A 26,923-nucleotide genomic window follows, 5' to 3' on the forward strand; every position below is an offset into this window, starting at 1 on the left:
AAAAAGCCTGCGCAAAGCAGGCTTTTTAACCGCTGACGAAGGTGAGACTCAAATCGCCTCTTCGTCCTCTTCGCCGGTACGAATGCGCACGACGCGCGCCACATCAAAGACAAAGATTTTACCATCACCGATTTTGCCGGTTTGCGCTGTCTTCATGATGGTTTCCACGCAGGTGTCGACGATATCATCGCCAACCACCATTTCGATTTTCACTTTTGGCAGAAAATCGACCATGTATTCCGCACCGCGATAAAGTTCAGTGTGGCCCTTCTGACGTCCGAAGCCTTTCACTTCGCTGACTGTCATCCCGGTGATGCCGACTTCTGCCAGCGCTTCACGCACATCATCGAGTTTGAATGGTTTGATAATTGCATCGATCTTTTTCATCACAGATCCTTTTTTCGCTCCCTCCGTGACGGACGGGTAACAATGAGTATAAGTGTTCCTGACGCTGCCGCAGCAAGCTACTCTTTAAATTCGCTGGCGTCCAGTTCGTGACGTGACAGCAGCTTATAAAACTCAGTGCGGTTGCGTCCAGCCAGCCGCGCCGCATGGGTGACATTGCCTTTGGTCATCTGCAGCAGTTTGCGCAGATAATTCAGCTCAAACTGGTTGCGCGCTTCCGCGAAGGTGGGCAGCGCGGTGTTCTCTTCTGCCAGCGCCTGACTAACCAGCGCCTCGCCAATCACCGGCGACGTGCTTAGCGCGACGCACTGCTCAATCACATTGACCAGCTGGCGCACGTTACCCGGCCAGCTGGCGCTGACCAGCCGTTTCATGGCATCCACGGAGAAACTGCGCACAAAGGGTTTATGGCGATCGGCAGACTGGCGCAGCAGATGGTTGGCCAGCAGCGGAATATCCTCTGCGCGCTCCTGCAGCGCGGGGATCTTCAGGTTAACCACGTTCAGACGGTAGTAGAGATCCTCACGGAAGCTTTTCTTCTCCATCGCTTTGGGCAGATCGCGGTGGGTGGCTGAGATAATGCGCACATTAATATCCATGTCGCGATTGCTGCCGAGCGGACGCACTTTGCGCTCCTGCAGCACCCGCAGCAGTTTGACCTGCAGCGCCTGCGGCATGTCGCCAATCTCATCAAGAAACAGCGTGCCCCCTTCTGCCGCCTGAAACAGCCCATCCCGCGCGCTGACCGCGCCGGTAAAAGCGCCCTTAGCGTGACCGAACAGCTCCGATTCCAGCAGCTGTTCCGGCAGCGCACCGCAGTTAATGGCGATAAACGGCTTTGCCGCGCGCGGACTGGCGGCGTGGATCGCCTGCGCCAGCACCTCTTTTCCGGTGCCGCTCTGTCCATTAATCAGCACGCTGACATCAGACTGCGCCACCATATGCGCCTGTTCCAGTAAACGCAGCATCAGCGGATTACGCGTCACAATCGCTTCGCGCCAGCCGTCATCGCTCACCGGCGCCCGCTGCGCCAGCGCGTCGTCAATTGCCTGGTACAGCGCATCGCGATCCACCGGTTTTGTCAGAAAGCTGAACACGCCCTGCTGGGTGGCGGCAACGGCTTCCGGAATAGAGCCGTGCGCGGTCAGGATAATCACCGGCAGACCCGCATGGCGCTTCTGGATTTCACCAAACAGCGCCAGACCGTCCATCTCGTCCATGCGCAGGTCGCTGATGACCAAATCCACTTTTTCTTTCTGCAGATGGCGCAGGGCTTCCGGCCCGCTGGCCGCCGTCGCGACCTGATACCCTTCACTACTCAGACGCATCCCGAGCAGCTTCAGCAGGCCCGGGTCGTCATCCACCAGCAGCAGACGTGCGGCCTGTTTCATGTTTACTGCTCCTCATTTTGCGCATCGCCGGCACCGTGCGATGCATCGCTGCTGTCTGGCGCTTTGCGCGAGGACAGCTGGCGTTCAATATCCGTTAAGCGATCCAGTTTGCGCTGCGTTTCGCTCAGCGTCTGGCGCAGGTGGGTCTGCTGCTGGCGCAGCGTGTCCAGCTCAGCATCGTGGCGCTGCTGCAGCGCGGCGTAGCGGCTGCGCGCTTCACTCAGATCCAGCTGAGCCGCCTGATTGCTGCGCCAGAGCTGCAGCAGCGGCCGCACCGCACCGGGATAATCAGCGCTGTAGCTATCGAGCGTTGCCACAAACTGGCGGCGCTCCACCGGCGTCACGTTGCCGTTTGCCAGCAAAATAGCCTGCTTAAACGCGCGCGCCCAGCCCTGCACCGGCCAGCGACGCGCTTCAGCACGCGCCTCTGCCGGGGAAAGGCGCTCAGCGCAGTCAATGGCGCGCTGCCAGTAAAGCGGATTGCTCAATGCGGCGGGCGTTTCTATCTGCCATACCGTCTGACAGCGGGTGGCCAGATAATCCGGCAAACGCACCGCGGGCTCAGGCTGGCTGACGATCGCCCCACGTGGCGCACTGGCAGGCGCAGGGGCCTGACAGGCGGTAAGCCCCAGCGCCATCAGGGCACCGGAGAGGAATCTGGAAAAAATGCGTTTCATCAATCAGGCTTTCCCGGCGCGAGTGGTCAAAATAATACGAAAACAGACGTCCGCCTCCCTGCGCGTCACCAGTAGCAGATCGCCCTGCATTCTGCGCAGGCAATCTTTGGCGATACTTAATCCCAGCCCGCTGCCTTTTACCGGCCCTTTGCGTTGCTGGCTGCCCTGATAAAAGGGCTCAAAAATCATGGCCTGCTCTTCAGCCGGAATCGGCGTGCCGGTGTTAGCCACCTCTATCCACACCTGGTTGCCCTGCTGTCGGCTCTGCAGCCAGATGTTACCGGATTCGCTGCCGTAGTTCACGGCGTTCGAATAGAGGTTATCGATCACCCGCTGCAGCAGGGTGGCGTCCGCCAGGCAGTGCGTCGCCTGCAGATCAATGTGCGTGGTGAGGTGACGCGCGCTGGCCGGCAGCGAATGCACCTTTACCACGGCGTTGACGATGCCGGCGAGATCCACCGGTTCCAGCGGCTGCGGCGTGTCTGCCAGCTTACGATTGTAGTCCAGCAGCTGTTCGATCAAACGCTGCAGATGGCGGCTGCTGGTATCCAGAATCGCCACTACCTCCTGCTGCTCGGCATTAAGCGGGCCCGCAACCTGGTCAGCAAGCAGTTCTGTGCCTTCCCGCAGGCTGGCGAGCGGTGTTTTCAGTTCATGTGAAAGGTGGCGCAAAAATTCGTGGCGCTGCGCCTCCAGCCAGCTGAGCCGTTCGCTCAGCCAGACGATCCGCTGTCCCAGCGAGCGCAGTTCGCGCGGGCCGCGAAAGCTGACGCTGTTGGCCAGCGTTTTTCCTTCGCCCAGCCGGTTGATCATGCGCTCAACGCGCTTGACCGGGCCAATGATCATGCCGGTAAACAGCAGCACCAGCGCCAGACTGATGAGAAACAGAATCAGGGCCTGCCAGCCAAAGAACTGGCCGCGCTCGGCAATCTCACGCTGCAGCTGCAGACCGCGCCAAAAGACCACTTCGCGCGTGGCCTGCACCATCTGCGTGTTGGCGGCGGAAAACTGTTCCAGCGCGCCTGCCGCCTGACCGGCCGGGTTGCCGTTGTCACACTGCATTTGCTGCAACTGCGGCAGCGTACTTTGCAGCACCTTAAACGCCGGCAGGTCCGGCAGGCTGGCGGCATGGCTGCTGAGCATCTGCCCGTAGCGCGTCCACTGCGTCTGATAGAGCCGGGCAAGGCTGGCATCACCCAGCACGCAGTACTGGCGGTAACTGCGCTCCAGCTCCAGCGCGGTACGCGCCATAGCCTCACTGCGCCGCACGTCGGTAAAGGTGCTGCGGTTGGTATCCGCCGCCTGTTCACTGAGTGCAGAAAGGCTTTCCCATGCCTGCCAGGCCAGCACCAGCAGCGGCAGCAGAACCAGTAAAAAGGCCATCAAAACCAGCTGGCGCAGAGACCGGGGAAACAGACGCCATTTCTTCACAACCGCGCTTCCTTCAAAGTGAGTTGCTGGCATGCTAGCGAAGTCTCGTCGCGTTAGAAAGGCCGCAAACAAAAACGGCAGGCCTGCTGGCCTGCCGTGAGAGCGACGCCGCAGCATCGCCTGCAAAATGGGTGGAGCCTAACTCAACGTTGCGCCCGGTGTTTGATAACGTTGCAAAGCAACGATTATCGGTCAGGTGGACGACAGGCTCCGTTTGGTGCGTCATTCAGTTTTTATGAGCTCAGCCGCCGAAGCGGGGCAATCATAAACAGGCGAATGAGCCACGCGCTGATTATAGCAACTATCGTGCCAGAATTGAAATAGTCATTATAATCAGACAACTGCTATTTTTTCTGGCGTGATTCCGCTGAAAACGGACCGTCCGGTCTGTAAAAAGTGTCGCCGGATAGCAACGGTTAGCCGCAACCTAAGCACATCCATTCACAATCAATAGGTTATATGTCACCTTTTAGCGACAGCGGAAAGGCCGCCCTGTCGCCATATTCCGACACTGCGATCTGCTGGCTGCGGCAAAAAACATAAAAAAGGCGGCCTGCCGGCCGCCCTGTTTTACCGCAGCGGAGAAATTACCCCAGCTGGCGGCGTGCGTTACGGAAGATACGCATCCACGGGCTGTCTTCGCCCCACTCCGCCGGATGCCAGGAGTTGCTGACCGTCCGGAAGACGCGCTCCGGATGCGGCATCATAATGGTCACGCGACCGCTTTCGTTCGTCACCGCCGTAATGCCGTTTGGTGAGCCGTTCGGGTTCGCCGGATAGCTTTCTGTGACTTTGCCAAAGTTATCCACAAAGCGCAGCGCGACCAGACCTTTTGCTTCCAGCGCGGCCAGATGTGCGCCATCGCGTACCTCCACGAAACCTTCACCGTGTGAGACGGCGATCGGCATATGTGAACCGGCCATGCCATCCAGCAGCAGTGACGGGCTGGCCGCCACCTCAACCAGGCTGAAGCGCGCTTCAAAACGCTCGGACTGATTGCGTACAAAGCGTGGCCACAGCTCACTGCCCGGAATCAGCTCACGCAGATTGGACATCATCTGACAGCCGTTACACACGCCCAGCGCCAGCGTCTGCGGACGGTGGAAGAAATTCTCAAACTCATCGCGCACGCGGCCGTTGAACAGGATGGATTTGGCCCAGCCTTCCCCTGCGCCCAGCACATCGCCGTAGGAGAAGCCGCCGCAGGCGACCAGCGCATCAAACGTTTCCAGACCGCGCCGGCCTGCCAGCAGATCGCTCATGTGCACATCCACCGCGGTGAAACCGGCACGGTGGAACGCTGCCGCCATTTCCACGTGCGAGTTCACGCCCTGCTCGCGCAGTACCGCAACGCGCGGACGCGCGCCGATGGCAATCATTGGCGCGGCAACATCCTCTTCCGGACGGAAGGTCAGATGTACATTAAGGCCAGGATCGCTGTCGTTTTTCTTCGCTTCGTGTTCCTGATCGGCACAGGCCGGGTTGTCACGCAGACGCTGCATCTGCCAGGTGGTTTCCGCCCACCAGGTGCGCAGCGTGGTGCGGCTTTCGCTGTAAACCGCGCTATCGCCTGAACGAATCACAAAGCGGTCGCCCGGCAGCGCCTGACCAATCACATGCACGCAGTCACCCAGGCCCTGCTCAGCAAACACGCGCACGACGGCGTCGCGATCGGCGGCATCGATTTGCAGCACCGCCCCCAGCTCTTCGGTAAACAGCGCGGCCAGCGCGTCGCTGCCCAGCGCCGCAATATCGGCTTCGATACCACAATGGCCGGTAAAGGCCATCTCGGCCAGCGTCACCAGCAGGCCACCATCGGAACGGTCGTGGTAAGCCAGCAGTTTCTGCTCACTGACCAACGTCTGAATGGCGTTAAAGAAGCCAGCCAGCTGTGCCGCGTCACGCACGTCGGCCGGCTTATCGCCCAGCTGACGGTAAACCTGTGACAGCGCCGTTGCGCCCAGCGTATTGGCTCCCTGACCGAGATCCACCAGCAGCAGCAGGTTGTCCCGCCCGGGCTGCAGCTGCGGCGTCACGGTGCGGCGTACGTCTTCCACGCAGGCAAAGGCGGTGATCACCAGCGACAGCGGAGCGGTCATTTCACGCTGCTCACTGCCCTGCTGCCAGCGGGTTTTCATCGACATCGAATCTTTGCCCACCGGAATGGTGATGCCCAGCGCCGGACAGAGCTCTTCGCCCACGGCTTTCACCGCCGCGTAAAGCCCGGCGTCTTCACCCGGATGACCGGCTGCGGCCATCCAGTTTGCGGAGAGCTTCACGCGGTTGAGCGAACCAATCGCCGTGGCCGCGAGGTTGGTCAGCGCTTCTCCCACCGCCAGGCGCGCGGAGGCAGCAAAGTCCAGCAGTGCGACCGGCGCACGCTCGCCCATGGCAAAGGCTTCGCCGTGGTAGCTGTCGAGGCTGGCGGTGGTGACCGCGCAGTTGGCGACCGGAATCTGCCACGGGCCGACCATCTGATCGCGTGCCACCATGCCGGTGACGCTGCGATCGCCAATGGTGACCAGGAAGGTTTTCTCGGCCACCGTGGGCAAATGCAGCACGCGGTTGACGGCATCAGCGACGGTAATGCCGTCACGCTGCAGCGGCTCGCCGCCTGCCTGCTGACGCACCACGTCACGCGTCATTTTCGGCGTTTTACCCAGCAGCACGTCCAGCGGCATATCGATAGGTTTGTTGTCGAAGTGGCTGTCGGACAGCGTCAGATGCTGCTCTTCAGTGGCTTCGCCAATCACGGCATAAGGCGCGCGCTCACGCTGGCACAGGGTGTCAAACAGCGCCAGCTTGTCCGGCGCAACGGCCAGCACATAGCGCTCCTGCGATTCGTTACACCACACTTCCAGCGGGCTCATGCCCGGCTCGTCGCTGAGGATGTCGCGTAAGCTGAAGTTGCCGCCGCGGCCGCCATCGCTGACCAGCTCCGGCATGGCATTGGAGAGTCCGCCGGCACCGACATCGTGGATAAACAGGATCGGGTTGTCTTCGCCCAGCTGCCAGCAGCGGTCAATCACTTCCTGGCAGCGCCGCTCCATTTCCGGGTTATCGCGCTGTACTGAGGCGAAATCAAGATCGGCGTCGGACTGGCCCGATGCCATGGAAGAGGCCGCACCGCCGCCAAGGCCGATGTTCATGGCCGGCCCGCCCAGCACAATCAGCTTCGCGCCAACCACAATCTCCCCTTTCTGCACGTGATCGGCACGGATATTCCCGATACCGCCTGCCAGCATAATGGGTTTGTGATAACCGCGCAGTTCCACACCGTTGTGGCTGTTTACCTGCTCTTCATAGGTGCGGAAGTAGCCGTTAAGCGCCGGACGGCCAAATTCGTTGTTGAACGCTGCGCCGCCCAGCGGGCCTTCGGTCATGATATCCAGCGCAGTAACGATACGCTCCGGCTTGCCAAAATCCTCTTCCCACGGCTGTTCAAAGCCGGGAATGCGCAGGTTGGAAACAGAGAAGCCCACCAGGCCAGCTTTTGGCTTGGCACCGCGTCCGGTGGCCCCTTCATCACGGATTTCGCCACCGGAGCCGGTGGCGGCGCCTGGCCAGGGTGAGATAGCCGTCGGGTGGTTGTGGGTTTCCACTTTCATCAGGATATGCGCGGCTTCCTGATGGAAATCGTACTCGCCCTGCTGCGCATCGGCATAAAACCGCCCCACTTCCGAACCTTCCATCACCGCGGCGTTGTCTTTATAAGCAGACAGCACGTGCTCGGGATGACGCTCGTAGGTGTTTTTAATCATCTTAAACAGCGATTTAGGCTGCTTCTCGCCATCAATAATCCAGTCAGCGTTGAAAATTTTATGGCGACAGTGCTCCGAGTTGGCCTGCGCGAACATGTACAGCTCAATGTCGTTCGGGTTACGCCCCAGACGGGTAAAGGCTTCCAGCAGATAGTCAATTTCATCTTCTGCCAGGGCGAGGCCCAGCGTGCGGTTAGCCTGCTCCAGCGCCTGGCGTCCGCCGCCCAGCACATCCACGCTTTTCAGCGGCTGCGGTTCATGATGAGCAAACAGCTGCTGCGCATCGCTGAGATCGGTAAAGACCGTTTCCATCATGCGGTCATGCAGCAGGCTGGCAAGTTGCTGCCACTGGGCTTCGGTGAGCTGTGGTGCCTGAACATAAAAAGCCAGACCGCGCTCCAGCCGGATAACCTGCGGCAGGTCGCAGTTGTGCGCGATGTCGGTGGCTTTGGATGACCAGGGAGAAATGGTGCCGGGACGCGGCGTAACCAGTAACAGACGCCCTTGTGGCGCATGTCCGGCGAGAGAAGGACCGTATTTCAGCAGACGTTGCAGGCGGGTTTGTTCATCGGCACTGAGCGGTGCGCTGACCTCGGCGAAATGGACGTACTCGGCGTAAATATCGCTCACCGGCAGATGAGCGTCCTGAAAGCGGGTCAGCAGTTTGTTTACACGAAATGCCGACAGAGCGGGCGAACCACGCAGAATTTCCATCATGAAAGATCTCTCGTCTTCGAAGCGCCGGGCGACGCTTCATTGGGCGCAACAGGGAAAACGGGCGGTATTATAGAGAAACAGCACCGGTTACGAAACCGTTTGCGCAGAAAAACTCAGCCTCAGGATTTGCCTGAATTTTGCGCAAAACTTGCTATATAAGTTGCCCTGCTGCGCTTTGTTGCGCAAAATGCCCCTCGCTCTGGGAGTGCAAAACAACATTAATACTGCCTTTAAAAGACAGAGGCCTGTGAGCCATTAAGAGACAACTATTTGAAACGCCTGAAAATAAACTATCTTTTTATCGGTCTGGTTACCGTGCTGCTGGCGCTTGCACTGTGGCCTTCCATTCCCTGGTACGGGGGGGGAAAAGACGCGTTATCACAGATTAAATCACGCGGTGTGTTGCGCATCAGTACCGTCAACTCGCCGCTGACTTACTACACCATCAATAACGCCCCAGCCGGTATGGACTACGAGCTGGCGAAACGCTTCGCCGATTACCTGGGCGTAAAACTGGAAGTCACCGTGCGACCGAATCTGGGTGACCTGTTTGACGACCTCGACGATGGCAAAGCGGATCTGCTGGCTGCCGGTTTGATCTACAACAGCGAGCGTCTGGCGCACTATCAAAGCGGCCCGAGCTACTACTCGGTATCGCAGCAGCTGGTGTACCGCATTGACAAGCCACGGCCGAAAACCCTCGGCGATCTGAAAGGCCGCCTGATTGTGCAGTCGGGCTCGGCATATCTGTCTACGTTGCGTGCCGCCAAAGCTGACAGCTATCCCGATCTCGACTGGGCGATCTCCACCGATCAGGGCCAGAAAGCGCTGCTGGAAGCGGTGGCCGACGGCAAGCTGGATTATACCGTTGGCGACTCCGTTACCATTGGTCTGCTGCAGCGTATCCATCCGCAGCTGGCGGTCGCATTTGATATCACGGATGAAGAGCCGGTGACCTGGTATCTGCCGCGCAATCAGGATGACAGCCTGAATGCCGCCATGCTGGATTTCTACAGCCAGATGGGTGAAGAAGGCACCATGGCGCGGCTGGAGGAGAAATACCTCGGCCACGTTGGCACTTTTGATTATGTCGATACGCGCACCTTCCTGCGCGCCATTGATAACACCCTGCCGGATATCAAACCGCTGTTTGAGAAGTATTCAGCAAGCATGGACTGGCGGCTGCTGGCGGCCATCTCCTATCAGGAGTCACACTGGAATCCGCAGGCCACCTCCCCCACCGGCGTGCGGGGCATGATGATGCTGACGCGTAATACCGCCGATAGCCTGGACGTGGATGACCGGCTCGATCCGGAGCAGAGTATCCGTGGCGGCAGCGAATATCTGCAGCGCATGATGGAGAAGGTGCCGGAAACCATCCCGGAAGATGAACGCATCTGGTTTGCGCTGGCGGCTTATAACATGGGCTATGCCCATATGCTGGATGCGCGGCGGCTGACGCAGAAACAGGGAGGAAACCCGGATAGCTGGGCCGATGTGAAACTGCGCCTGCCGATGCTGAGCCAGAAGCGCTACTACACGCAGACGACCTACGGCTATGCGCGCGGCCATGAAGCCTACAACTATGTTGAGAATATCCGGAAGTATCAGATAAGCCTGGTGGGCTATCTGCAGGAGCAGGAGAAACGGCTGGCGCAGCAGTCGGCGCTGGAAGCGGAGCTGGGTGCCGGTTACCCGGCGGTCGAACCCAAAATTGCCATGAATTAACTGCTGCGCTGTGCCTGGCGCAGCGCGCGCTTTTGTTCACGCCGCATGCGGAAAAAATCACTCAGCAGGCTGGCACAGGCCGGTGCCAGCACGCCACGCACTATCTGAATCTGATGATTCATCCCCGGATGGCCAATCACATCCAGCAACGACCCGGCAGCACCGGTTTTCTCATCGTTTGCCCCGTACACCAGTCGGGTGATACGGCTGTGCACCATCGCTCCCGCACACATCACGCAGGGTTCCAGCGTGACATAGAGCGTGGTGTCCAGCAGACGATAATTTTCCAGGATTTTCCCTCCCTGACGCAGCGCCATAATTTCTGCGTGCGCGGTAGGGTCGCACTGGCCAATCGGCCGGTTCCAGCCTTCGCCAATGACCCGGTCGCCCTGGACCAGCACGGCGCCCACCGGCACTTCGCCCTGCTCCCACGCGCGTTGCGCCAGCATCAGCGCATGGCGCATCCAGTATTCATCGGTTTCCAGGCTCAACGGGCAACTCCTGCGGATTAAAATGGCGGCGCATTATAGACGGAATCGCCGCGCAATTCACTCCAGCTGTTGCAGTTCACCGCGTGGCGTCACGCGCCAGCGATGCTGGCAGAAAAACAGCAGCGGGTTATCCTGCTTGCTGTCGCTGTAGCCGCTGTAGAGCTGTAGCGGCGTGCCGATTTTCTCTTCCAGCTGCGCCACTTTTTCATGCCCGAGACAGCGCATCGCCAGGATGCGCCCGCCGCGGCCGCGCTGCATCTGGCTGGCGATCAGTTTCACCCGCGGCAGAAAAGCCGAATCAAAATAGACCTGTTCCACCAGCGTCTGCGGTGAGCCGGTAATCAGCCACACGTCAGCATCATCGCTGCTGAGGTAGTCTGTCAGCCGCTGCTGTACCACCGGAAACGCGGTTACGCGCGCCCGGAACCAGCGGGCAAATTCAGCTTCACGCTGGCGCAGACGCGTTTCGCTGTGGCCGAAGGTAATGGCCCACAGCAGCAGGCTCATCGGCCAGCGTGCCGCCCGGCCCTTGATCAGCATCCCCAGGCCAATCACCGGCAGCAGTGGTATCACCAGCAGCAGGTTCAGCGGCTGACGTCGCAGCAGATAGCGCATAAACGTACCAAACATGTCCTGCTGATGCAGTGTGCCGTCAAGGTCAAAAAACACGACGCGACGATGCGAACCCTTAGTCAAACCTTACTCCTTTCATTAGCCGGACAGTGTTTGTCTTACAGTGTAGACAGGCGCTGCCCACCCTGGGATGATACCGCTGCGATCGCGCGCAGCCGTGATTTTTAATTCCGGGCACTACAATCCCGGCAGAATAGTTTATTCTTTGCCTCAGAGTGCTGCTACCTGTCAACCCGGCCGTGCCGCTTAAATCAGGGCGCAGGGTGCGGGAATATGGATTGAGGATCGAACATGAGTTCATTGCTGCGAATTCGCCAGCTTTACCCCCGCCTGGCGCTGAATGAGCGCCGGCTGGCCGATTTTCTGCTGTCGCAGCCCGACCGGGCACGGCATCTGAGTTCACAAAAGCTGGCAGAAGAATCCGGCGTCAGCCAGTCAAGCGTGGTGAAATTTGCGCAGAAGCTGGGTTACAAGGGATTCCCGGCGCTGAAACTGGCGCTGAGCGAATCGCTGGCTGACCGCGATGCCATTACCGTGCACAACCACATTCTGAGCGACGATCCGCTAAAAGTAGTGGGCGAAAAGCTGCTGACGGAGAAGATCTCCGCGATCCGCGCCACGCTGGATATCAACAGTGAAGAGAAGCTGCTGGAGACGCTGCACCTGCTGAAAAATGCCAACCGTATCCTGCTGGTTGGTATCGGCGCATCTGGTCTGGTCGCGAAAGATTTCTCGTGGAAGCTGATGAAGATCGGCATTAATGCCGTCGCCGAGCAGGATATGCACGCGCTGCTGGCCAGCGTGCAGGCGATGGCACCGGGCGATGTGCTGCTGGCCATTTCCTATACCGGCGAGCGACGGGAGATCAACCTTGCCGCACAGGAGGCGGCAGAAATTGGCGTAGATGTGCTGGCGTTTACCGGCTTTACGCCGAATTCACTGCAGCAGTGCGCTACGCTCTGTCTCTACACCGTAGCCGAAGAGCAGAGCACCCGCAGCGCCGCCATCTCCTCCACCAGCGCCCAGCTGGCGCTGACCGACCTGCTGTTTATGGCGCTGGTGCAGCACGATCCGGAACGCGCCTCCAGCCACATTCGTCACAGCGAAGCGCTGGTGAAAAAGCTGATTTAGCCTGCTGCACGCCGCAGCCGGTGGAATATGCAGTGCGCTTGATCCCGCGCAATGACCGCCCCGCGCGCCGCCGCCTGATTTATGGTAAGGTGCGCGCCTTTCCTCACAACGCTGACATCCTCATGGCTTTACTGATTACGGCGAAATGCATTAACTGCGATATGTGCGAACCGGAGTGCCCGAACCAGGCGATCAGCCTGGGCGATGTGATTTACGAAATTGATGTGGCGCGCTGCACGGAGTGCGTGGGCCATTACGAGGTGCCCACCTGCCAGAGCGTGTGCCCGATCGATAACACGATTATTACTGACCCGCAGCATCCTGAAAGCCGCGATGCACTGTGGGAAAAGTTTGTCCGGCTGCACCCTTAGCTTTCAATGATCACCGTCGCGCAGGCGTAATGCCGCTCATCGGCAAGGGTGACGTGAACATGCCTGACGCCGAGCTGGCGGGCAATCACTTCAGCCTGCTGAAAAAAGCGTAAACCCGGTTTGCCCAGCGCATCGTTGTAGACTTCAAACTGGTTGAAAGCCAGACCGCCGCGAATGCCGGTGCCAAACGCTTTTGCCGCCGCTTCTTTCACCGCAAACCGTTTGGCCAGAAAGCGCACCGGCTGCTGATGTGCCTGATACTGCTGCCACTCCGCTTCGCTCAGCACGCGGCGCGCCAGACGGTCGCCGGAGCGGTCTATCACCCCGGCGATGCGTTCAATTTCGACGATGTCACTGCCGAGTCCGAGAATCGCCATCAGCGACGCGCTTCCCGCATCAGCTGCTTCATCTCAGCCACCGCCTCCGCCAGCCCGCTGAACAGCGCCCGGCCAATAATCGCGTGGCCAATATTCAGCTCATGCATCTCCGGCAGCGCAGCGATTGGTTGCACGTTGTGGTAAGTCAGACCATGCCCGGCATTCACTTTCAGTCCCAGGCTTGCGGCAAAGGTCGCTGCCTGACGGATGCGCACCAGCTCGGCTTCACGCGCCGGCCCTTCCGGCGCTTCGGCATAGGCACCGGTATGAATTTCAATGTACGGCGCCCCGCTGGCCACGGCGGCTTCAATCTGACGCGAATCGGCGTCAATAAACAGCGACACCAGAATACCGGCGGCACTCAGCGCGCTCACTGCCGCGTTGATTTTGTCCTGCTGACCGGCCACGTCCAGCCCGCCTTCGGTGGTCACTTCCTGACGCTTTTCCGGCACCAGACACACAAAATGCGGTTTGATGTCGCAGGCGATGGCGATCATCTCGTCGGTGACGGCCATTTCAAGGTTCATGCGCGTCTGAATGGTTTCACGCAGAATGCGGACGTCGCGATCGGTAATATGGCGGCGATCTTCACGCAGATGCACGGTAATGCCGTCTGCGCCCGCCTGTTCGGAAACAAACGCCGCCTGGACCGGATCGGGATACTGGGTGCCACGCGCATTACGGACGGTAGCAATATGGTCGATGTTGACCCCTAACAGCAGCTCAGCCATGACAATCCTCAAATGTATTCAGTGAAGTTGCAGTGTATCGCGTTGCATCTGCCGCGCGGTACGACCAGCTCAGTCGTTCGCCGCATCCGGTTTCTTTTTCGGGATGAACTGACGAAACAACTCCTGGCTTTTCAGCGGTTTTCCCCCCAGATAGGGTTTCAGCGCCATCCGCGTGAAGCGTTTGGCGGCGCGCAGGCTGTCGGCATCCGGAAACTCCCGGGACCAGAGTGCCCGCAGCTGCCGGCCGGTGAAGCTGCGCTGATTGACCACCAGGCTGGCGATAAACCCTTTTTCTTCGCGATAACTGTAGGTCATCGTCTCTTCAATCTCTTCGCCGCTGCCCGCGCAGTGGAGAAAATCCACGCCGTAGCCCAGGTGGCCGAGCAGCGCCAGCTCAAAGCGGCGCAGTGCCGGTTCGGGTGAACCCTGACCGGCCGCCAGCGTCTGGATACAGTGCAGATAATCGAAGAAGAGATCGGAGAACGGGATTTCCTGCTCCAGCACGCGCGACAGCAGTTCATTGACGTACAGGCCGCAGTAGAGCGTGATACCGCTGAGCGGCAATGCCAGCGACACCGCTTCGGCATTGCGCAAGGTCTTCACCTCACCGCGGCCGCCCCAGCGCACCAGCAGCGGGGTAAAGGGTTGCAGCGCCCCTTTCAGCTGCGAGCGGCGCGAGCGCGCGCCTTTCGCCAGCACGCGTACGCGCCCTTCGCTTTCGCTGAACAGATCGAGCAGCAGGCTGGTTTCGCTGTAAGGGCGACTATGCAGCACAAAAGCGCGTTGCCAGCCTTCCATGGGTTAGTCGTCTGTGTAACCCAGGCTGCGCAGCGCACGTTCGTCGTCCGCCCAGCCCGATTTCACCTTCACCCAGAGCTCAAGGTGCACTTTTGCTTCAAACATCTCTTCCATGTCTTTACGCGCTTCAATACCAATGGTTTTGATTTTGGCCCCTTTGTTGCCAATCACCATCTTCTTCTGCCCTTCGCGCTCGACCAGAATCAGGCCATTGATGTCGTAACCGCCGCGCTCATTAGAGACGAACTGTTCAATCTCCACCGTAACCGAATACGGCAGCTCTGCACCCAGGAAACGCATCAGCTTTTCACGGATGATTTCAGAGGCCATAAAGCGCTGTGAACGATCGGTGATGTAATCTTCCGGGAAGTGGTGATCGGAAAGCGGCAGGCGCTTGCGGGCAATCTCTGCGATGGCATCAACGTTTTTGCCGGTTTCCGCAGAGATCGGCACGATCTCAAGGAAGTTCATCTGCTGGCTGAGGAACTGCAGATGCGGTAGCAGGATGCTTTTATCCTGGATGTTATCCACCTTGTTCACCGCCAGCACCACCGGTACTTTACCGTCGCGCAGCTTGTTGAGCACCATTTCATCGTCCGGCGTCCAGCGGGTGCCTTCCACGACAAAAATAATCAGCTCCACATCACCGATGGAACTGCTGGCCGCACGGTTCATCAGGCGGTTGATTGCCCGCTTCTCTTCCATGTGCAGACCGGGGGTATCCACGTAGATCGCCTGATACGGCCCTTCGGTGTGAATGCCCATAATACGGTGGCGTGTGGTTTGCGGTTTACGCGAGGTGATCGACACCTTCTGCCCCAGCAGCTGGTTCAGTAAGGTGGATTTGCCGACGTTTGGCCGGCCAACGATCGCAATAAAGCCGCTGTATGTTTCGAGTTCGCTCATTCGGGTCCTGACTTGATCAGCGCCAGAGGGCGCTGCGCTGTAACGGGTTATTCCAGACCAAGCTTGATCAGCGCCTGTTCGGCGGCGGCCTGCTCTGCTTTCCGGCGGCTGGAACCAACGCCCACCACCGGTTCTGCCATGCCACTGACCTGGCAGTGGATGGTAAATTCCTGATCGTGGGCTTCGCCACGCACCTGCACCACCAGATAAGAAGGCAGCGGCAGATGACGTCCCTGCAGATACTCCTGCAGGCGCGTTTTCGGATCTTTTTGTTTGTCACCGGGGCTGATCTGCTCAAGGCGATTCTGATACCAGTCAAGAATCAGCTTTTCAACCGTCTGAATGTTGCTGTCGAGGAAAATGCCGCCAATCAGCGCTTCCACGGTGTCCGCGAGGATGGATTCACGACGGAAACCGCCGCTTTTCAGCTCGCCCGGTCCGAGGCGCAGGCATTCGCCCAGCTCAAATTCACGCGCCATCTCTGCCAGCGTATTGCCACGCACCAGCGTGGCGCGCATGCGGCTCATGTCTCCTTCGTCAACGCGCGGAAAGCGATGGTACAGCGCATTGGCGATGACATAGCTGAGAATGGAATCGCCCAGAAATTCAAGACGCTCGTTGTGTTTGCTGCTGGCACTGCGGTGAGTCAGCGCCTGCTGCAGGAGTTCCGGATGAGTAAAAGTGTAGCCCAGTTTGCGCTGCAGCTTATTAATGAGGATGGGGTTCATGCGATTCCAGTTAATCTGTGCGTCTGTCATTCTGCATACCAAACAGGGCTGAGATTCCAGCGCGTTCTGTTTGGTGTGCAGTGGCTTCCTGACCAGCAGAAAGCCAACCGTTGTTTATCAGTGAATACCGCCAATGCGACTCAGGCGTACGCCGGTCGGCCACTGTCCTTCCTGTTTTTCGAAGCTCATCCAGATGGCGACCGCTTTACCGACCAGATTCTTCTCAGGCACGAAGCCCCAGTAGCGGCTGTCGGCGCTGTTGTCACGGTTATCACCCATCATGAAGTATTGCCCCTGCGGCACGACCCACGTCGACTGAGGCTGGCCTGGCTGCTGATAGTACATGCTTGCCTGGCTCTGTGCTTCGTTGACCAGCAGGATATCGTGCGTCACGTTGCCCAGCGTCTCTTTACGCGTGCCGAGACGGAGTCCGCCGCGCATCGTCTCTCCCTGCGGCACCTGGAAGAAGCCGTTGCCGGTTTCGTTGCCATCAAAGCCACTGAAGGTCTGAATGAAATTGCTTGGCTCAATATTGGTGTAGGTGATCGGCAGTGCGGTGTCGCATTTGCCGTTACCACAGCCCGGATTGATGGTCAGCGTCTTGCTGTACGGATCAAACACCACTTTGTCGCCCGGCAGACCAATTACGCGCTTGATGTAATCCACGCTCGGATCCTTCGGGTATTTGAATACCGCGACATCACCGCGCTGCGGATGGCCGGTCGGGATCAGCGTAGTCTGCGTAATCGGATCTTTTATGCCGTAAGCAAACTTCTCCACCAGAATGAAATCGCCAATCAGCAGCGTTGGCATCATGGAGCCGGAGGGGATCTGAAACGGCTCAAAAATGAACGAACGCACAATCAGCACGACTGCCAGCACCGGGAAAACCGAGGCGGCGGTTTCCACCCAGCCTGGCTGCGCAGAGACTTTTGCCAGCGTTTTACTGTCAAGTGTGGTGCCTGCCTGCGCCTGCGCAGCGGCCTGTTTCGCACGGCGCGCCGGCGCCCATTTAAAGCGATCAATACACCAGATGATCCCGGTAATCAGGGTCGCGATCACCAGAATCAGGGCGAACATGTTAGCCATTAAAATTCCTTATTTGCTGTCTTTACCGACATGCAGAATGGCAAGGAATGCTTCCTGCGGCAGCTCAACGTTACCGACCTGCTTCATTCGCTTCTTACCTTCTTTCTGCTTCTGCAACAGCTTTTTCTTACGGCTGACGTCACCGCCATAGCATTTCGCCAGGACGTTCTTACGCAGCTGCTTCACTGTTGAGCGAGCGATAATGTGGTTGCCGATTGCTGCCTGAATCGCAATATCGAACTGCTGGCGGGGGATCAGATCTTTCATCTTTTCCACCAGCTCGCGGCCACGATACTGTGAGTTATCCCGGTGCGTAATCAGCGCCAGCGCATCAACACGTTCTGAGTTAATCAGAACGTCGACGCGCACCATGTCAGAGGCCTGGAAACGTTTGAAGTTATAATCCAGCGACGCATAGCCGCGTGACGTGGATTTCAGACGGTCGAAGAAATCGAGCACGACTTCTGCCATCGGAATATCATAGGTCAGCGCAACCTGGTTGCCGTGGTACACCATATTCGTCTGAACACCGCGTTTTTCGACGCACAGCGTAATGACGTTGCCCAGATACTCCTGTGGCAGCAGCATGTGACACTCTGCAATAGGCTCACGCAGTTCTTCAATATTATTCAGCGGCGGCAGCTTGGACGGGCTGTCAACGTAGACAATTTCGCCATCGGTGGTCTGCACTTCGTACACCACCGTTGGCGCGGTGGTAATCAGATCGAGATCGTATTCACGCTCCAGACGCTCCTGAATGATCTCCATATGCAGCAGGCCAAGGAAGCCGCAGCGGAAACCAAAGCCCAGCGCGGTAGAGCTTTCTGGCTCGTAGAACAGCGAGGCGTCATTCAGGCTCAGTTTGCCCAGCGCGTCACGGAAAGCTTCATAATCGTCAGAGCTGACCGGGAACAGACCGGCATAAACCTGCGGCTTCACTTTTTTAAAGCCTGGCAGTGCTTTGTCCGCCGGGTTGCGCTGCAGGGTCAGGGTATCGCCCACTGGCGCGCCCAGGATATCTTTAATGGCGCACACCAGCCAGCCCACCTCGCCGCATTTCAGCTCGGTGCGGTCCACCTGCTTCGGCGTGAAAATGCCCAGGCGATCGGCGTTATAAACCTGACCGGTACTCATGACTTTGACTTTTTCGCCCTTGCGCAGCGTGCCGTTTTTGATACGGATCAGCGAGACAACGCCGAGGTAGTTATCAAACCAGGAGTCGATAATCAGCGCCTGCAGTGGCCCTTCCGGATCGCCTTCCGGCGGCGGGATATCGCGTACCAGACGCTCCAGCACATCCGGCACGCCTATGCCGGTTTTGGCCGAGCAGCGCACGGCGTCGGCGGCATCAATGCCGACAATATCTTCAATCTCTTCCGCCACGCGCTCCGGGTCGGCAGCAGGCAGGTCGATTTTGTTCAGTACCGGTACCACTTCCAGATCCATTTCCATGGCGGTGTAGCAGTTTGCCAGCGTCTGTGCTTCAACGCCCTGCCCTGCATCGACCACCAGCAGTGCCCCTTCACAGGCCGCCAGCGAGCGGGAAACTTCATAGGAGAAGTCAACGTGGCCTGGGGTGTCGATAAAATTGAGCTGGTAAGTTTCACCGTTTGGCGCGTGGTAATCGAGCGTAACGCTCTGCGCTTTAATGGTAATGCCGCGCTCGCGCTCCAGATCCATCGAATCCAGAACCTGCGCCGCCATCTCACGATCGCTCAGGCCACCACAAATCTGAATCAACCGGTCAGAGAGCGTCGATTTACCGTGGTCAATGTGAGCGATGATGGAGAAATTTCGTATGTGCTTCATTTATATGAATATCTTCACGTAGTAAATCAGTTGAAAACGTGAGCACGGACACATTCAGGAAAGTGAGCTTTACCCGGAACCCTGTCGGCCTCATTAATGACGACGCATATTACACTGTTAACGCCGCGCGTTAAAGAATGGAACTCGTGGGAATCGCAACAGATTTCAGCGGTTAAGGAGAAATGAAAAGGCCGCGCAATCCGCGGCCCGAATGGCGTCAAGCTTCGTTTTCGACCCGCAGCGCATCGGGCGGTAGCGCCACGCTGAGGATCACCGGCTGAAACGCTGCGCGCTCGCCATAGATACCGGAGATGCCCTTCGCAACAATAAAGCCCGCGACGCCGCCCAGCAGCGCACCGCAGGCCGCCGCGAGGTCACTGTGAAACAGCATCTGAAACAGCCCGGCCACCAGAAACAGCCCAAACAGCGGTGTCATGTAGACCAGCAGCGCCGAACCCAGCAGGCTGCTTTCGCGAATACCTAACTCAATGCGCTGGCCCGGCTGCAGCGGTTCTGCGCTGGCAATGGTCATGACGTGCGCATTTTTCGGGCCCAGTTTATTCAGGGCGTGGCTGCCGCAGCTTTTGCGGGCTGAGCAGCTGTTGCAGGAGGTTTTTGCCTCAGAGTGCAGCGTAGCCACACCCTCTTTCCACGCCACGACGGTGGCCCATTCTCTCATCATTTTGCTGAATCCGAATTGATACTGTCCGCGATACGCTTGGCCGTGGCGGGCGGTAATTCACCCACCACCGTAATTTCGCGATTATCGCGCACTTCGGTCTGCACCGTGCGGCGTCCTGTGCGCAATGACTGCGGCGCACTGTTTTTTTCCGCCGGCGTGATGTTAATGGCAAAGCTGAACAACCCATCGCTATAGAGGCGGGATTCAACCGTTTTGTTCATCGCCGGGATATCACGACGGCTTTGCGAGATCAGTTTCATGCCGGCCGGCAGCCAGCCTGGCTGCCAGCTGAGCTGCACTTTATCCCCGGCAGGCAGTGACAGCGAGGGGGGCAGATTGGCTTTCTCCAGCCCCTGCATCAGATTGCGAACCCCTTCGTCCACGGCGAAGCTGATGACGCGGAACTGCTCCAGTGTCTCCCCGTCGCGGTCCAGCAGATCAATACGCAGCGGCAGTTTGGTGTCCACATCCAGCCACACCACATAGCTGTAGCGCGTACCATCACGGGAAACGATGCGCACCACTTCGCACATCTGATCGGCCATGCGTGAGCGGCCTACCGGGATAAAATCATAGGCGGCAGCAAGGCGTGAGAAATCCGCAAACATCACCGCTGGCAGCGCATCAATGATGTGGTTGCCTGGCAGGGAGAAAGGATCGAGACCGGGTTCAAAATAGCTGATGTCGTTACCGCGCTGAATCACTTCCCGGCGCGGCCCGTCCATCTGCAGCAGTTGCGCGAACACGCGATCGTCAATGACCGCATGGCGATAACGCAGAGATTCAATACCCAGACGGGAAACATTGATATAGGCGAACTCGTAGTTGAGATTCTGGCTTGCCTGCTCCATCTGCTGTAACAACGCCCCGGACGCTGTTGTCTGCGCCGGGGCGGTAGATGACCAGAACAGGCTGCCTGCCAGCAGGCTAACGGCACACCAAAGCTGCTTCATTACTGCTGCTGAGTTCCTAACGACTGCGTTCCGGGTACGGTGGCCTGCGCCTGCTGAGGATCGTTTTTCTCAAACTGAACCTGATCGGCATGCAGACGGCGTTGCAGTTCATAATCCTGCAGCATGGCATTCACGCGGCGACGCTGCTCCTGCACCTGCTGGTTTGAACTGTTGGTGTCAAAAGCATCAGAAGGGACACCCAGGCTAACCGGCGACGCTTTCCCCATCATCGGCAGCGTATTGAACGCTGGCGCATCGGAGGTCTCTGTGCTGCTGCCTGACGGCTGGCTGTTGTAGTGCTGGAAGCCGACAATCACCGCCAGGGAAACACAGGCTGCGACACCAATCTGTGTTACCTGCGCTACCCAGTTGCCACCGCGACGCCAGAACGGCATTTTCTGCCAGCGGGCAGGCTCCGGCTGCGCTTCCGGAATAAGCGGCGTGGTTTTACGCACTGGCTCATTTTCGATGGCTGCCGCTACGCGAGCGGAGATATCAAAATGCAGTACCTGGCCCACGTCACCGCGTAAGGTATCGCGGATAAGGTGGTAGCTCTCCCAGCTTTTCTGTAGATCTGCATCCTTTGATAACGCCGACAGCAGTTCGTTATCTAAAGTTTCACCATCCATTAAAGCGGAAAGTTTTTCTTTCTGCATGCTTTGGTACCCTTCCAGTAGCCGTTATCACTGACGTTGGATAAGCGGTTGAACTTTATTATCAATGGCCTCTCGGGCGCGGAAGATACGGGAACGTACGGTACCGACCGGGCAATCCATAATGGCGGCAATCTCTTCGTAGCTCAGACCATCCAGCTCGCGGAGCGTGATAGCCATACGCAGATCTTCAGGCAGCGCCTCAATGGTCCGAAAAACAATTTGTTTCAGTTCGTCTGACAACATTAAGTTCTCAGGGTTCGAAATTTCTTTAAGCGCACCCGCACTTTCGAAATTTTCCGCGTCGATTGCATCCACATCGCTGGAAGGCGGACGACGCCCCTGAGCCACCAGGTAATTTTTTGCCGTGTTGACCGCGATACGGTACAACCACGTATAAAAGGCGCTGTCACCCCGGAACGACTCCAGAGCGCGATACGCTTTGATAAAAGATTCCTGAACCACATCAGGCACATCGCCTGAAGGGACATAACGTGAAACCAGGCTCGCCACTTTATGCTGGTATCGAATCACCAGTAAATTAAATGACTTTTGATCTCCTTTCTGAACCCGCTCAACGAGAACCTGATCCGTTAACTGCTCGCTCATCCGAGGTAATGTCTCCCCAAATCTCTTTTATGCGTAAGTGAACTGCCAGCACATCTCATGTGTTGTGAGCAAGCATGCGCTTAGAGTCCCATTCTGGTCTGAAGTTCACTACGACCTGATATTTTCCGTACCGGAACCACGACATCATTGTTGTTGATTGTCTTTCAGTGTAGCGGTCGCCACGCTGGCGGTGTCATTGGCGGCACCGATAATCGCTGGCAGAGTACCTTATGACGCCGCATTTTTCACCTTTATTACCTGAATTGACAGTGTGTTTTATATAAAAAACCCGATCCCCCCGTTCATAAAGATAACTGGTTGAAATACTAAGGCAGATCGCGCTGGCTGCGCTGATTCGCCGCGATATTTGTTTAAAATACTTCACATCCCTGGCGCCCGGGCTTATGCTCGCAGGACCTTTTGTTTAGTAAATTAAACACCATGATGACCCAACCCGATTACCAGTGTGATGTATTGATCATCGGCAGCGGTGCCGCCGGATTATCCCTGGCGCTGCGTCTTGCGCCGCACTATCAGGTGACCGTGCTGAGTAAAGCACAGGTGAATGAAGGTTCGACGCTTTACGCGCAGGGCGGGATTGCGGCGGTGTTTGATGAAGCTGACAGCATTGAATCCCACGTTGAAGATACGCTGGTGGCAGGCGCAGGCCTGTGCGACCGTGACACGGTCAATTTTATCGCCAGCCATGCCCGCGCAAGCGTGCAGTGGCTGATCGATCACGGGATGGCCTTTGATAAAGAGACAGAGCAGAACGGTGAAGCGCGTTATCACCTGACGCGTGAAGGCGGACACAGCCACCGCCGCATTCTGCACAGCGCAGATGCCACCGGCCGCGCGGTTGAAAGCACGCTGGTCAGCCAGGCGCTCAGTCATCCCAATATCCGTATCATTGAGCGCGCCAACGCCGTTGATCTCATCCTCTCCGGTAAAGCGGGGCTACCCGGTCCGGAGCGGGTGGTGGGCGCGTGGTTCTGGAACCGCAACCGTGAACAGGTGGAAACCTGCAGCGCCCGTGCCGTGGTGCTTGCCACCGGTGGCGCGGCGAAAGTGTATCAGTACACCACGAATCCTGACGTCGCTTCCGGCGACGGTATCGCGATGGCCTGGCGGGCAGGCTGTCGCGTGGCAAACCTGGAGTTTAACCAGTTCCACCCCACCTGCCTGTTTCATCCGCAGGCGCAGAATTTCCTGCTGACCGAAGCGCTGCGCGGTGAAGGTGCGCACCTGCTGCGTCCGGACGGCAGCCGCTTTATGCCGGATTTCGATCCGCGTGCCGAGCTGGCCCCGCGTGACATCGTCGCGCGCGCCATCGATCACGAAATGAAACGGCTGGGCGTCGACTGCATGTATCTGGACATCAGCCACCAGCCGGAAGCCTTCATCCGCGCGCACTTCCCGATGATTTACGAAAAGCTGCTGACGTTTGGATTTGATCTGACCCGCCAGCCGATTCCCGTGGTGCCGGCTGCGCACTATACCTGCGGCGGCGTAGTCGTCGATCGGCATGGCCGCAGCGATGTGAATGGCCTGTATGCGATTGGCGAAGTGAGCTATACCGGCCTGCACGGGGCCAACCGCATGGCGTCGAATTCGCTGCTGGAGTGCCTGGTGTATGGCTGGTCGGCAGCAGAAGATCTGTTGCAGCGCCTGCCGGACATCGCCGCCGCCGAAACCCTGCCTGCATGGGATGAGAGCCGGGTGGATGATGCGGATGAGCGCGTGGTGATCCAGCATAACTGGCATGAACTGCGGCTCTGCATGTGGGATTACATGGGCATTGTCCGCACCACCAAACGCCTGGAGCGCGCCCTGCGCCGCATTACGCTGTTACAGCAGGAGATTGCGGAATATTACGGCCACTTTCGCCTCTCCAGTCATCTGCTGGAGCTGCGCAACCTGGCGCAGGTGGCGGAGCTGATGGTGCGCTGCGCGCTGGCGCGTAAAGAGAGTCGCGGGCTGCACTTCACACGCGATTTTCCGCATACGCTACCGGACGCGGTGCCTACCCTGCTGCAGCCGCCCGCTTACCGGAACAGATAGAAATCTTTGACCAGACTCAGCCAGTCAGCCGAGTAGCTTTTATCTTCGTCGCGGATGGCCAGACGCGCCTGTACCACTTCACCGGCAACAGGCGACAGCCCCACAACCAGCCGGTTAGGCGGACGCTGAGCATAAGGCGCCACATCATAGCGAAACCGCAGATGCCAGCCTTCCGCCTTCGCCAGGGCAATCAGCGCTTCACCGGCTTCTGCCGGCAGCACCACGCAGAACAGCCCCTCTTCTTCTGTCAGCTGAGCGGCACAGCGTAATAAGGTGGGATGATCCAGCGTTGCTGTGCTGCGGGCGGTATCGCGCGCCGCACTGGACGAGGCCATGCCGGGCGCGAAAAACGGCGGATTGCTGACAATCAGCGAATAGCGCTTATCGCACTGCTCGCTCCAGCTGACGATATCCTGCGGGTGCACGCTGATCCGCGCCTTCCACGGCGAGGCATCAACGTTCTCCTGCGCCTGCGCCGCGGCGCTGGCCTCCAGCTCAACCGCATCAATCTGTACATTTTCCGGCGTGCGCTGCGCCAGCATCAGGGCGATAAGGCCGCTGCCGCAGCCGATATCCAGCACGCGGCGAACGCCGGCCACGGGCGCACAGGCCCCGAGCAGCACGCCATCGGTGCCGACCTTCATCGCACAGCGATCGTGCGCAACAAAAAACTGCTTAAACGTAAACCCATCTTTTCTTAACATCGCCCGCGCGGGCGGCTGCTGCTGAGACATACCTGACAACCGTTGAATTTTTTACTGCCGGGAGTGTAACGTGGTCGCGACGTGAATTCACCTTCAGCTGTGATGCACAAACAGATGAAGATTGTGGCTGAACTGTCTATAATCAGCGCCCCAAACTGAGGTAGACCATGACCGTAACCACATTCTCCGAACTCGAACTCGACGAAAGCCTGCTGAATGCCCTGCAGGATAAAGGCTTCACGCGCCCGACAGCCATTCAGGCTGAGGCCATTCCTGCCGCGCTGGAAGGCCGTGACGTTCTGGGTTCGGCACCCACCGGAACGGGGAAAACCGCAGCCTATCTGCTGCCGGCTTTGCAGCATCTGCTCGATTTTCCGCGTAAAAAATCCGGCCCGCCACGTATTCTGATCCTGACTCCGACGCGCGAACTGGCGATGCAGGTAGCCGACCATGCGCGGGAACTGGCAAAAAACACCCATCTGGATATCGCTACCATCACCGGCGGCGTGGCGTATATGAACCACGCCGAAGTGTTCAGCGAGAACCAGGACATCGTTGTGGCCACCACCGGCCGTCTGCTGCAGTACATCAAAGAAGAGAACTTTGACTGTCGCGCGGTTGAAACCCTGATTCTGGATGAAGCCGACCGCATGCTCGATATGGGCTTTGCCCAGGATATCGAAACCATCGCCGGCGAAACCCGCTGGCGCAAACAGACGCTGCTGTTCTCCGCCACGCTGGAAGGCGACAACATTAAAGATTTTGCCGAGCGCCTGCTGAACGATCCGGTGGCGATTGAAGCGGACCCCAGCAACAGCGAGCGCAAGAAAATCCAGCAGTGGTATTACCGCGCGGATAACCTTGAGCACAAAACCAAACTGCTGGTACATCTGCTGAAACAGCCGGAAGTGAAACGCGCGATTGTGTTTGTGCGCAAGCGTGAGCGCCTGCACGAGCTGGTTACCTGGATGCACGAAGCCGGCCTGCGCTGCAGTTATCTTGAAGGTGAGATGGTGCAGGCGAATCGCAATGAGGCGATCAAACGCCTGAACGAAGGCCGCGTTAACGTGCTGGTCGCCACCGATGTTGCCGCTCGCGGCATTGACATTGATGACGTCACCCACGTGATCAACTTTGATGTGCCACGCACCGCAGACGTTTATCTGCACCGCATCGGGCGCACCGGCCGCGCCGGGCGTAAAGGCACCGCGATTTCACTGGTGGAAGCGCATGACCATCCGCTGCTGGGTAAAATCAGCCGTTATCTGAATGAGCCGCTGAAATCGCGCGTGATCGACGAGCTGCGTCCGGAAACGCGCGCACCTGCCGCCAAAGCCACCGGTAAACCGTCGAAAAAAGTGCTTGCGAAGCGTAAAGAGAAGAAAGCCAAAGAAGACGACAAACCGCGTGTGAAGAAGCGTCATCGCGACACCAAAAATATCGGTAAGCGGCGCAAGCCCAGCGGCACGGACACCTCCGGGTCTGCTGCGGAATAAAACGGCACCGACTGAGAAAAATCGCCTCTGATGAGGCGATTTTTTTATTTACGGGCAGAGAAACAGCGGTTTCGCGCGCTGTTTAGCGGGCAGCGCCTGCTTTTTCACATTGAAGGCAAAAAGCATGGCTGTGGCAGGCAGTCATGCGCCTTTTCCCGCTGTGCAGCTTTTCGTCAGCTGTGCAATTACAGGCTTTCAGTAAAGGTACGGGTGATCACATCCCGCTGCTGTTCTGGCGTAAGGGCGTTGAAGCGTACGGCGTATCCTGACACGCGAATCGTCAGCTGCGGATATTTCTCCGGATGCAGTACCGCATCTTCCAGCGTTTCACGACGCAACACATTCACGTTCAGATGCTGGCCGCCTTCAATGCGTACCTCGGGTTTTTGCTCCAGCGGAATCTCCCGCCAGGTCACCTCACCCAGTTCGCTAACCGCCACCACCTGATCTTCCGCATAATCCCCTTTTGCACACAGGCAGCGCGCCTGCGCGTTTTCACTGTCCAGCAGCCAGAACGAGTTCAGCAGCTGCGGGTTATTCGCCTGGGTAATTTGAATCCCTGTAATCATAAACACCTCCGGAAGTGAGCGC

Annotated in this window: 25 protein-coding genes; 5 read left to right on the top strand and 20 right to left on the bottom strand. The window is 58.2% G+C overall.

Going from position 1 to position 26,923, the window contains the following annotated elements; all coding sequences use genetic code 11:
- Nucleotides 1–48: 48 nt before the first annotated feature.
- The 5 genes from glnB to purL form a co-directional block, all read right to left on the bottom strand.
- A complete protein-coding gene (gene glnB / locus D8B20_RS12800) occupies nt 49–387 on the bottom strand; it encodes a nitrogen regulatory protein P-II (protein WP_007886217.1) in 339 nt (112 codons plus the stop codon).
- A 77-nt stretch (nt 388–464) separates the two neighbouring features.
- On the bottom strand, nt 465–1,796 hold the full coding sequence (glrR, locus tag D8B20_RS12805) for a two-component system response regulator GlrR (protein WP_145889233.1): 1,332 nt from the start codon (nt 1,794–1,796) through the stop codon (nt 465–467).
- A 2-nt stretch (nt 1,797–1,798) separates the two neighbouring features.
- Nucleotides 1,799–2,473 (bottom strand): two-component system QseEF-associated lipoprotein QseG, encoded by a 675-nt coding sequence (gene qseG / locus D8B20_RS12810; RefSeq protein ID WP_145889234.1) that lies wholly within the window; start codon nt 2,471–2,473, stop codon nt 1,799–1,801.
- 3 nt (nt 2,474–2,476) lie between these two features.
- Complete coding sequence (locus tag D8B20_RS12815; protein WP_145889235.1) at nt 2,477–3,904, bottom strand: sensor histidine kinase; 1,428 nt, start codon at nt 3,902–3,904, stop codon at nt 2,477–2,479.
- Nucleotides 3,905–4,491: 587 nt separating this feature from the next.
- Nucleotides 4,492–8,382, bottom strand: a complete 3,891-nt coding sequence (purL, locus tag D8B20_RS12820) for a phosphoribosylformylglycinamidine synthase (protein ID WP_145889236.1) — start codon at nt 8,380–8,382, stop codon at nt 4,492–4,494.
- 270 nt (nt 8,383–8,652) lie between these two features.
- Between purL and mltF the strand changes: the two genes are divergently transcribed.
- Nucleotides 8,653–10,110, top strand: a complete 1,458-nt coding sequence (mltF, locus tag D8B20_RS12825; RefSeq protein WP_145889237.1) for a membrane-bound lytic murein transglycosylase MltF — start codon at nt 8,653–8,655, stop codon at nt 10,108–10,110.
- Here the strand turns inward: mltF and tadA are convergent.
- Nucleotides 10,107–10,601, bottom strand: a complete 495-nt coding sequence (gene tadA / locus D8B20_RS12830) for a tRNA adenosine(34) deaminase TadA (RefSeq protein WP_145889238.1) — start codon at nt 10,599–10,601, stop codon at nt 10,107–10,109. The two genes, mltF and tadA, sit on opposite strands and share 4 nt — an antisense overlap.
- A gap of 57 nt (nt 10,602–10,658) precedes the next feature.
- Nucleotides 10,659–11,297: a phosphatidylglycerophosphatase C gene (gene yfhb, locus D8B20_RS12835; protein WP_145889239.1), complete on the bottom strand. Its 639-nt coding sequence runs from the start codon at nt 11,295–11,297 to the stop codon at nt 10,659–10,661.
- A 228-nt stretch (nt 11,298–11,525) separates the two neighbouring features.
- Between yfhb and D8B20_RS12840 the strand changes: the two genes are divergently transcribed.
- Both D8B20_RS12840 and D8B20_RS12845 read left to right on the top strand, forming a co-directional pair.
- The gene (locus tag D8B20_RS12840; protein ID WP_145889240.1) at nt 11,526–12,365 is read left to right on the top strand and encodes a MurR/RpiR family transcriptional regulator; all 840 of its coding nucleotides are present in this window, start codon (nt 11,526–11,528) and stop codon (nt 12,363–12,365) included.
- A gap of 122 nt (nt 12,366–12,487) precedes the next feature.
- Nucleotides 12,488–12,736: a YfhL family 4Fe-4S dicluster ferredoxin gene (locus tag D8B20_RS12845; RefSeq protein WP_145889241.1), complete on the top strand. Its 249-nt coding sequence runs from the start codon at nt 12,488–12,490 to the stop codon at nt 12,734–12,736.
- Here D8B20_RS12845 and acpS read toward each other — a convergent pair.
- From acpS to rpoE, 11 genes are all read right to left on the bottom strand, one after another.
- The gene (gene acpS / locus D8B20_RS12850; RefSeq protein ID WP_145889242.1) at nt 12,733–13,113 is read right to left on the bottom strand and encodes a holo-ACP synthase; all 381 of its coding nucleotides are present in this window, start codon (nt 13,111–13,113) and stop codon (nt 12,733–12,735) included. The genes D8B20_RS12845 and acpS overlap by 4 nt on opposite strands.
- Nucleotides 13,113–13,844: a pyridoxine 5'-phosphate synthase gene (gene pdxJ / locus D8B20_RS12855; protein ID WP_145889243.1), complete on the bottom strand. Its 732-nt coding sequence runs from the start codon at nt 13,842–13,844 to the stop codon at nt 13,113–13,115. The genes acpS and pdxJ overlap by 1 nt, the downstream gene beginning before the upstream one ends.
- Before the next feature lie 69 nt (nt 13,845–13,913).
- Entirely contained in the window at nt 13,914–14,642 is a 729-nt protein-coding gene (gene recO / locus D8B20_RS12860; protein ID WP_145889244.1) for a DNA repair protein RecO, read from the bottom strand.
- A gap of 3 nt (nt 14,643–14,645) precedes the next feature.
- Entirely contained in the window at nt 14,646–15,548 is a 903-nt protein-coding gene (era, locus tag D8B20_RS12865; RefSeq protein WP_145889245.1) for a GTPase Era, read from the bottom strand.
- Between the two features lie 47 nt (nt 15,549–15,595).
- A complete protein-coding gene (gene rnc / locus D8B20_RS12870) occupies nt 15,596–16,276 on the bottom strand; it encodes a ribonuclease III (protein ID WP_021506523.1) in 681 nt (226 codons plus the stop codon).
- A gap of 117 nt (nt 16,277–16,393) precedes the next feature.
- Nucleotides 16,394–17,365 (bottom strand): signal peptidase I, encoded by a 972-nt coding sequence (lepB, locus tag D8B20_RS12875; protein ID WP_145889246.1) that lies wholly within the window; start codon nt 17,363–17,365, stop codon nt 16,394–16,396.
- 9 nt (nt 17,366–17,374) lie between these two features.
- Nucleotides 17,375–19,174 carry a translation elongation factor 4 gene (lepA, locus tag D8B20_RS12880; RefSeq protein WP_145889247.1) on the bottom strand — a complete coding sequence of 600 codons (1,800 nt, stop codon included), beginning with the start codon at nt 19,172–19,174 and terminating at the stop codon, nt 17,375–17,377.
- Between the two features lie 217 nt (nt 19,175–19,391).
- Nucleotides 19,392–19,856, bottom strand: coding sequence for a SoxR-reducing system protein RseC (rseC, locus tag D8B20_RS12885; RefSeq protein ID WP_145889248.1), 465 nt, complete (start codon nt 19,854–19,856; stop codon nt 19,392–19,394).
- Nucleotides 19,853–20,809 (bottom strand): sigma-E factor regulatory protein RseB, encoded by a 957-nt coding sequence (gene rseB / locus D8B20_RS12890; RefSeq protein ID WP_145889249.1) that lies wholly within the window; start codon nt 20,807–20,809, stop codon nt 19,853–19,855. Before rseB ends, rseC begins: the two co-directional genes overlap by 4 nt.
- On the bottom strand, nt 20,809–21,465 hold the full coding sequence (gene rseA, locus D8B20_RS12895; protein ID WP_145889250.1) for an anti-sigma-E factor RseA: 657 nt from the start codon (nt 21,463–21,465) through the stop codon (nt 20,809–20,811). Before rseA ends, rseB begins: the two co-directional genes overlap by 1 nt.
- A gap of 27 nt (nt 21,466–21,492) precedes the next feature.
- A complete protein-coding gene (gene rpoE / locus D8B20_RS12900) occupies nt 21,493–22,071 on the bottom strand; it encodes an RNA polymerase sigma factor RpoE (RefSeq protein ID WP_010617748.1) in 579 nt (192 codons plus the stop codon).
- A 441-nt stretch (nt 22,072–22,512) separates the two neighbouring features.
- On the opposite strand from rpoE, the gene nadB reads away from it, so the two are divergent.
- Nucleotides 22,513–24,132 carry an L-aspartate oxidase gene (nadB, locus tag D8B20_RS12905; RefSeq protein WP_145890567.1) on the top strand — a complete coding sequence of 540 codons (1,620 nt, stop codon included), beginning with the start codon at nt 22,513–22,515 and terminating at the stop codon, nt 24,130–24,132.
- Here the strand turns inward: nadB and trmN are convergent.
- The gene (trmN, locus tag D8B20_RS12910; protein ID WP_145889251.1) at nt 24,117–24,866 is read right to left on the bottom strand and encodes a tRNA(1)(Val) (adenine(37)-N(6))-methyltransferase TrmN; all 750 of its coding nucleotides are present in this window, start codon (nt 24,864–24,866) and stop codon (nt 24,117–24,119) included. The two genes, nadB and trmN, sit on opposite strands and share 16 nt — an antisense overlap.
- A gap of 137 nt (nt 24,867–25,003) precedes the next feature.
- Between trmN and srmB the strand changes: the two genes are divergently transcribed.
- Nucleotides 25,004–26,332, top strand: coding sequence for an ATP-dependent RNA helicase SrmB (srmB, locus tag D8B20_RS12915; protein WP_145889252.1), 1,329 nt, complete (start codon nt 25,004–25,006; stop codon nt 26,330–26,332).
- 185 nt (nt 26,333–26,517) lie between these two features.
- Here the strand turns inward: srmB and grcA are convergent, their stop codons facing one another.
- Nucleotides 26,518–26,901 (bottom strand): autonomous glycyl radical cofactor GrcA, encoded by a 384-nt coding sequence (grcA, locus tag D8B20_RS12920; RefSeq protein WP_145889253.1) that lies wholly within the window; start codon nt 26,899–26,901, stop codon nt 26,518–26,520.
- Between the last annotated feature and the right edge of the window lie 22 nt (nt 26,902–26,923).

This window comes from Candidatus Pantoea soli (genome assembly GCF_007833795.1).
GTDB lineage: Bacteria > Pseudomonadota > Gammaproteobacteria > Enterobacterales > Enterobacteriaceae > Pantoea > Pantoea soli.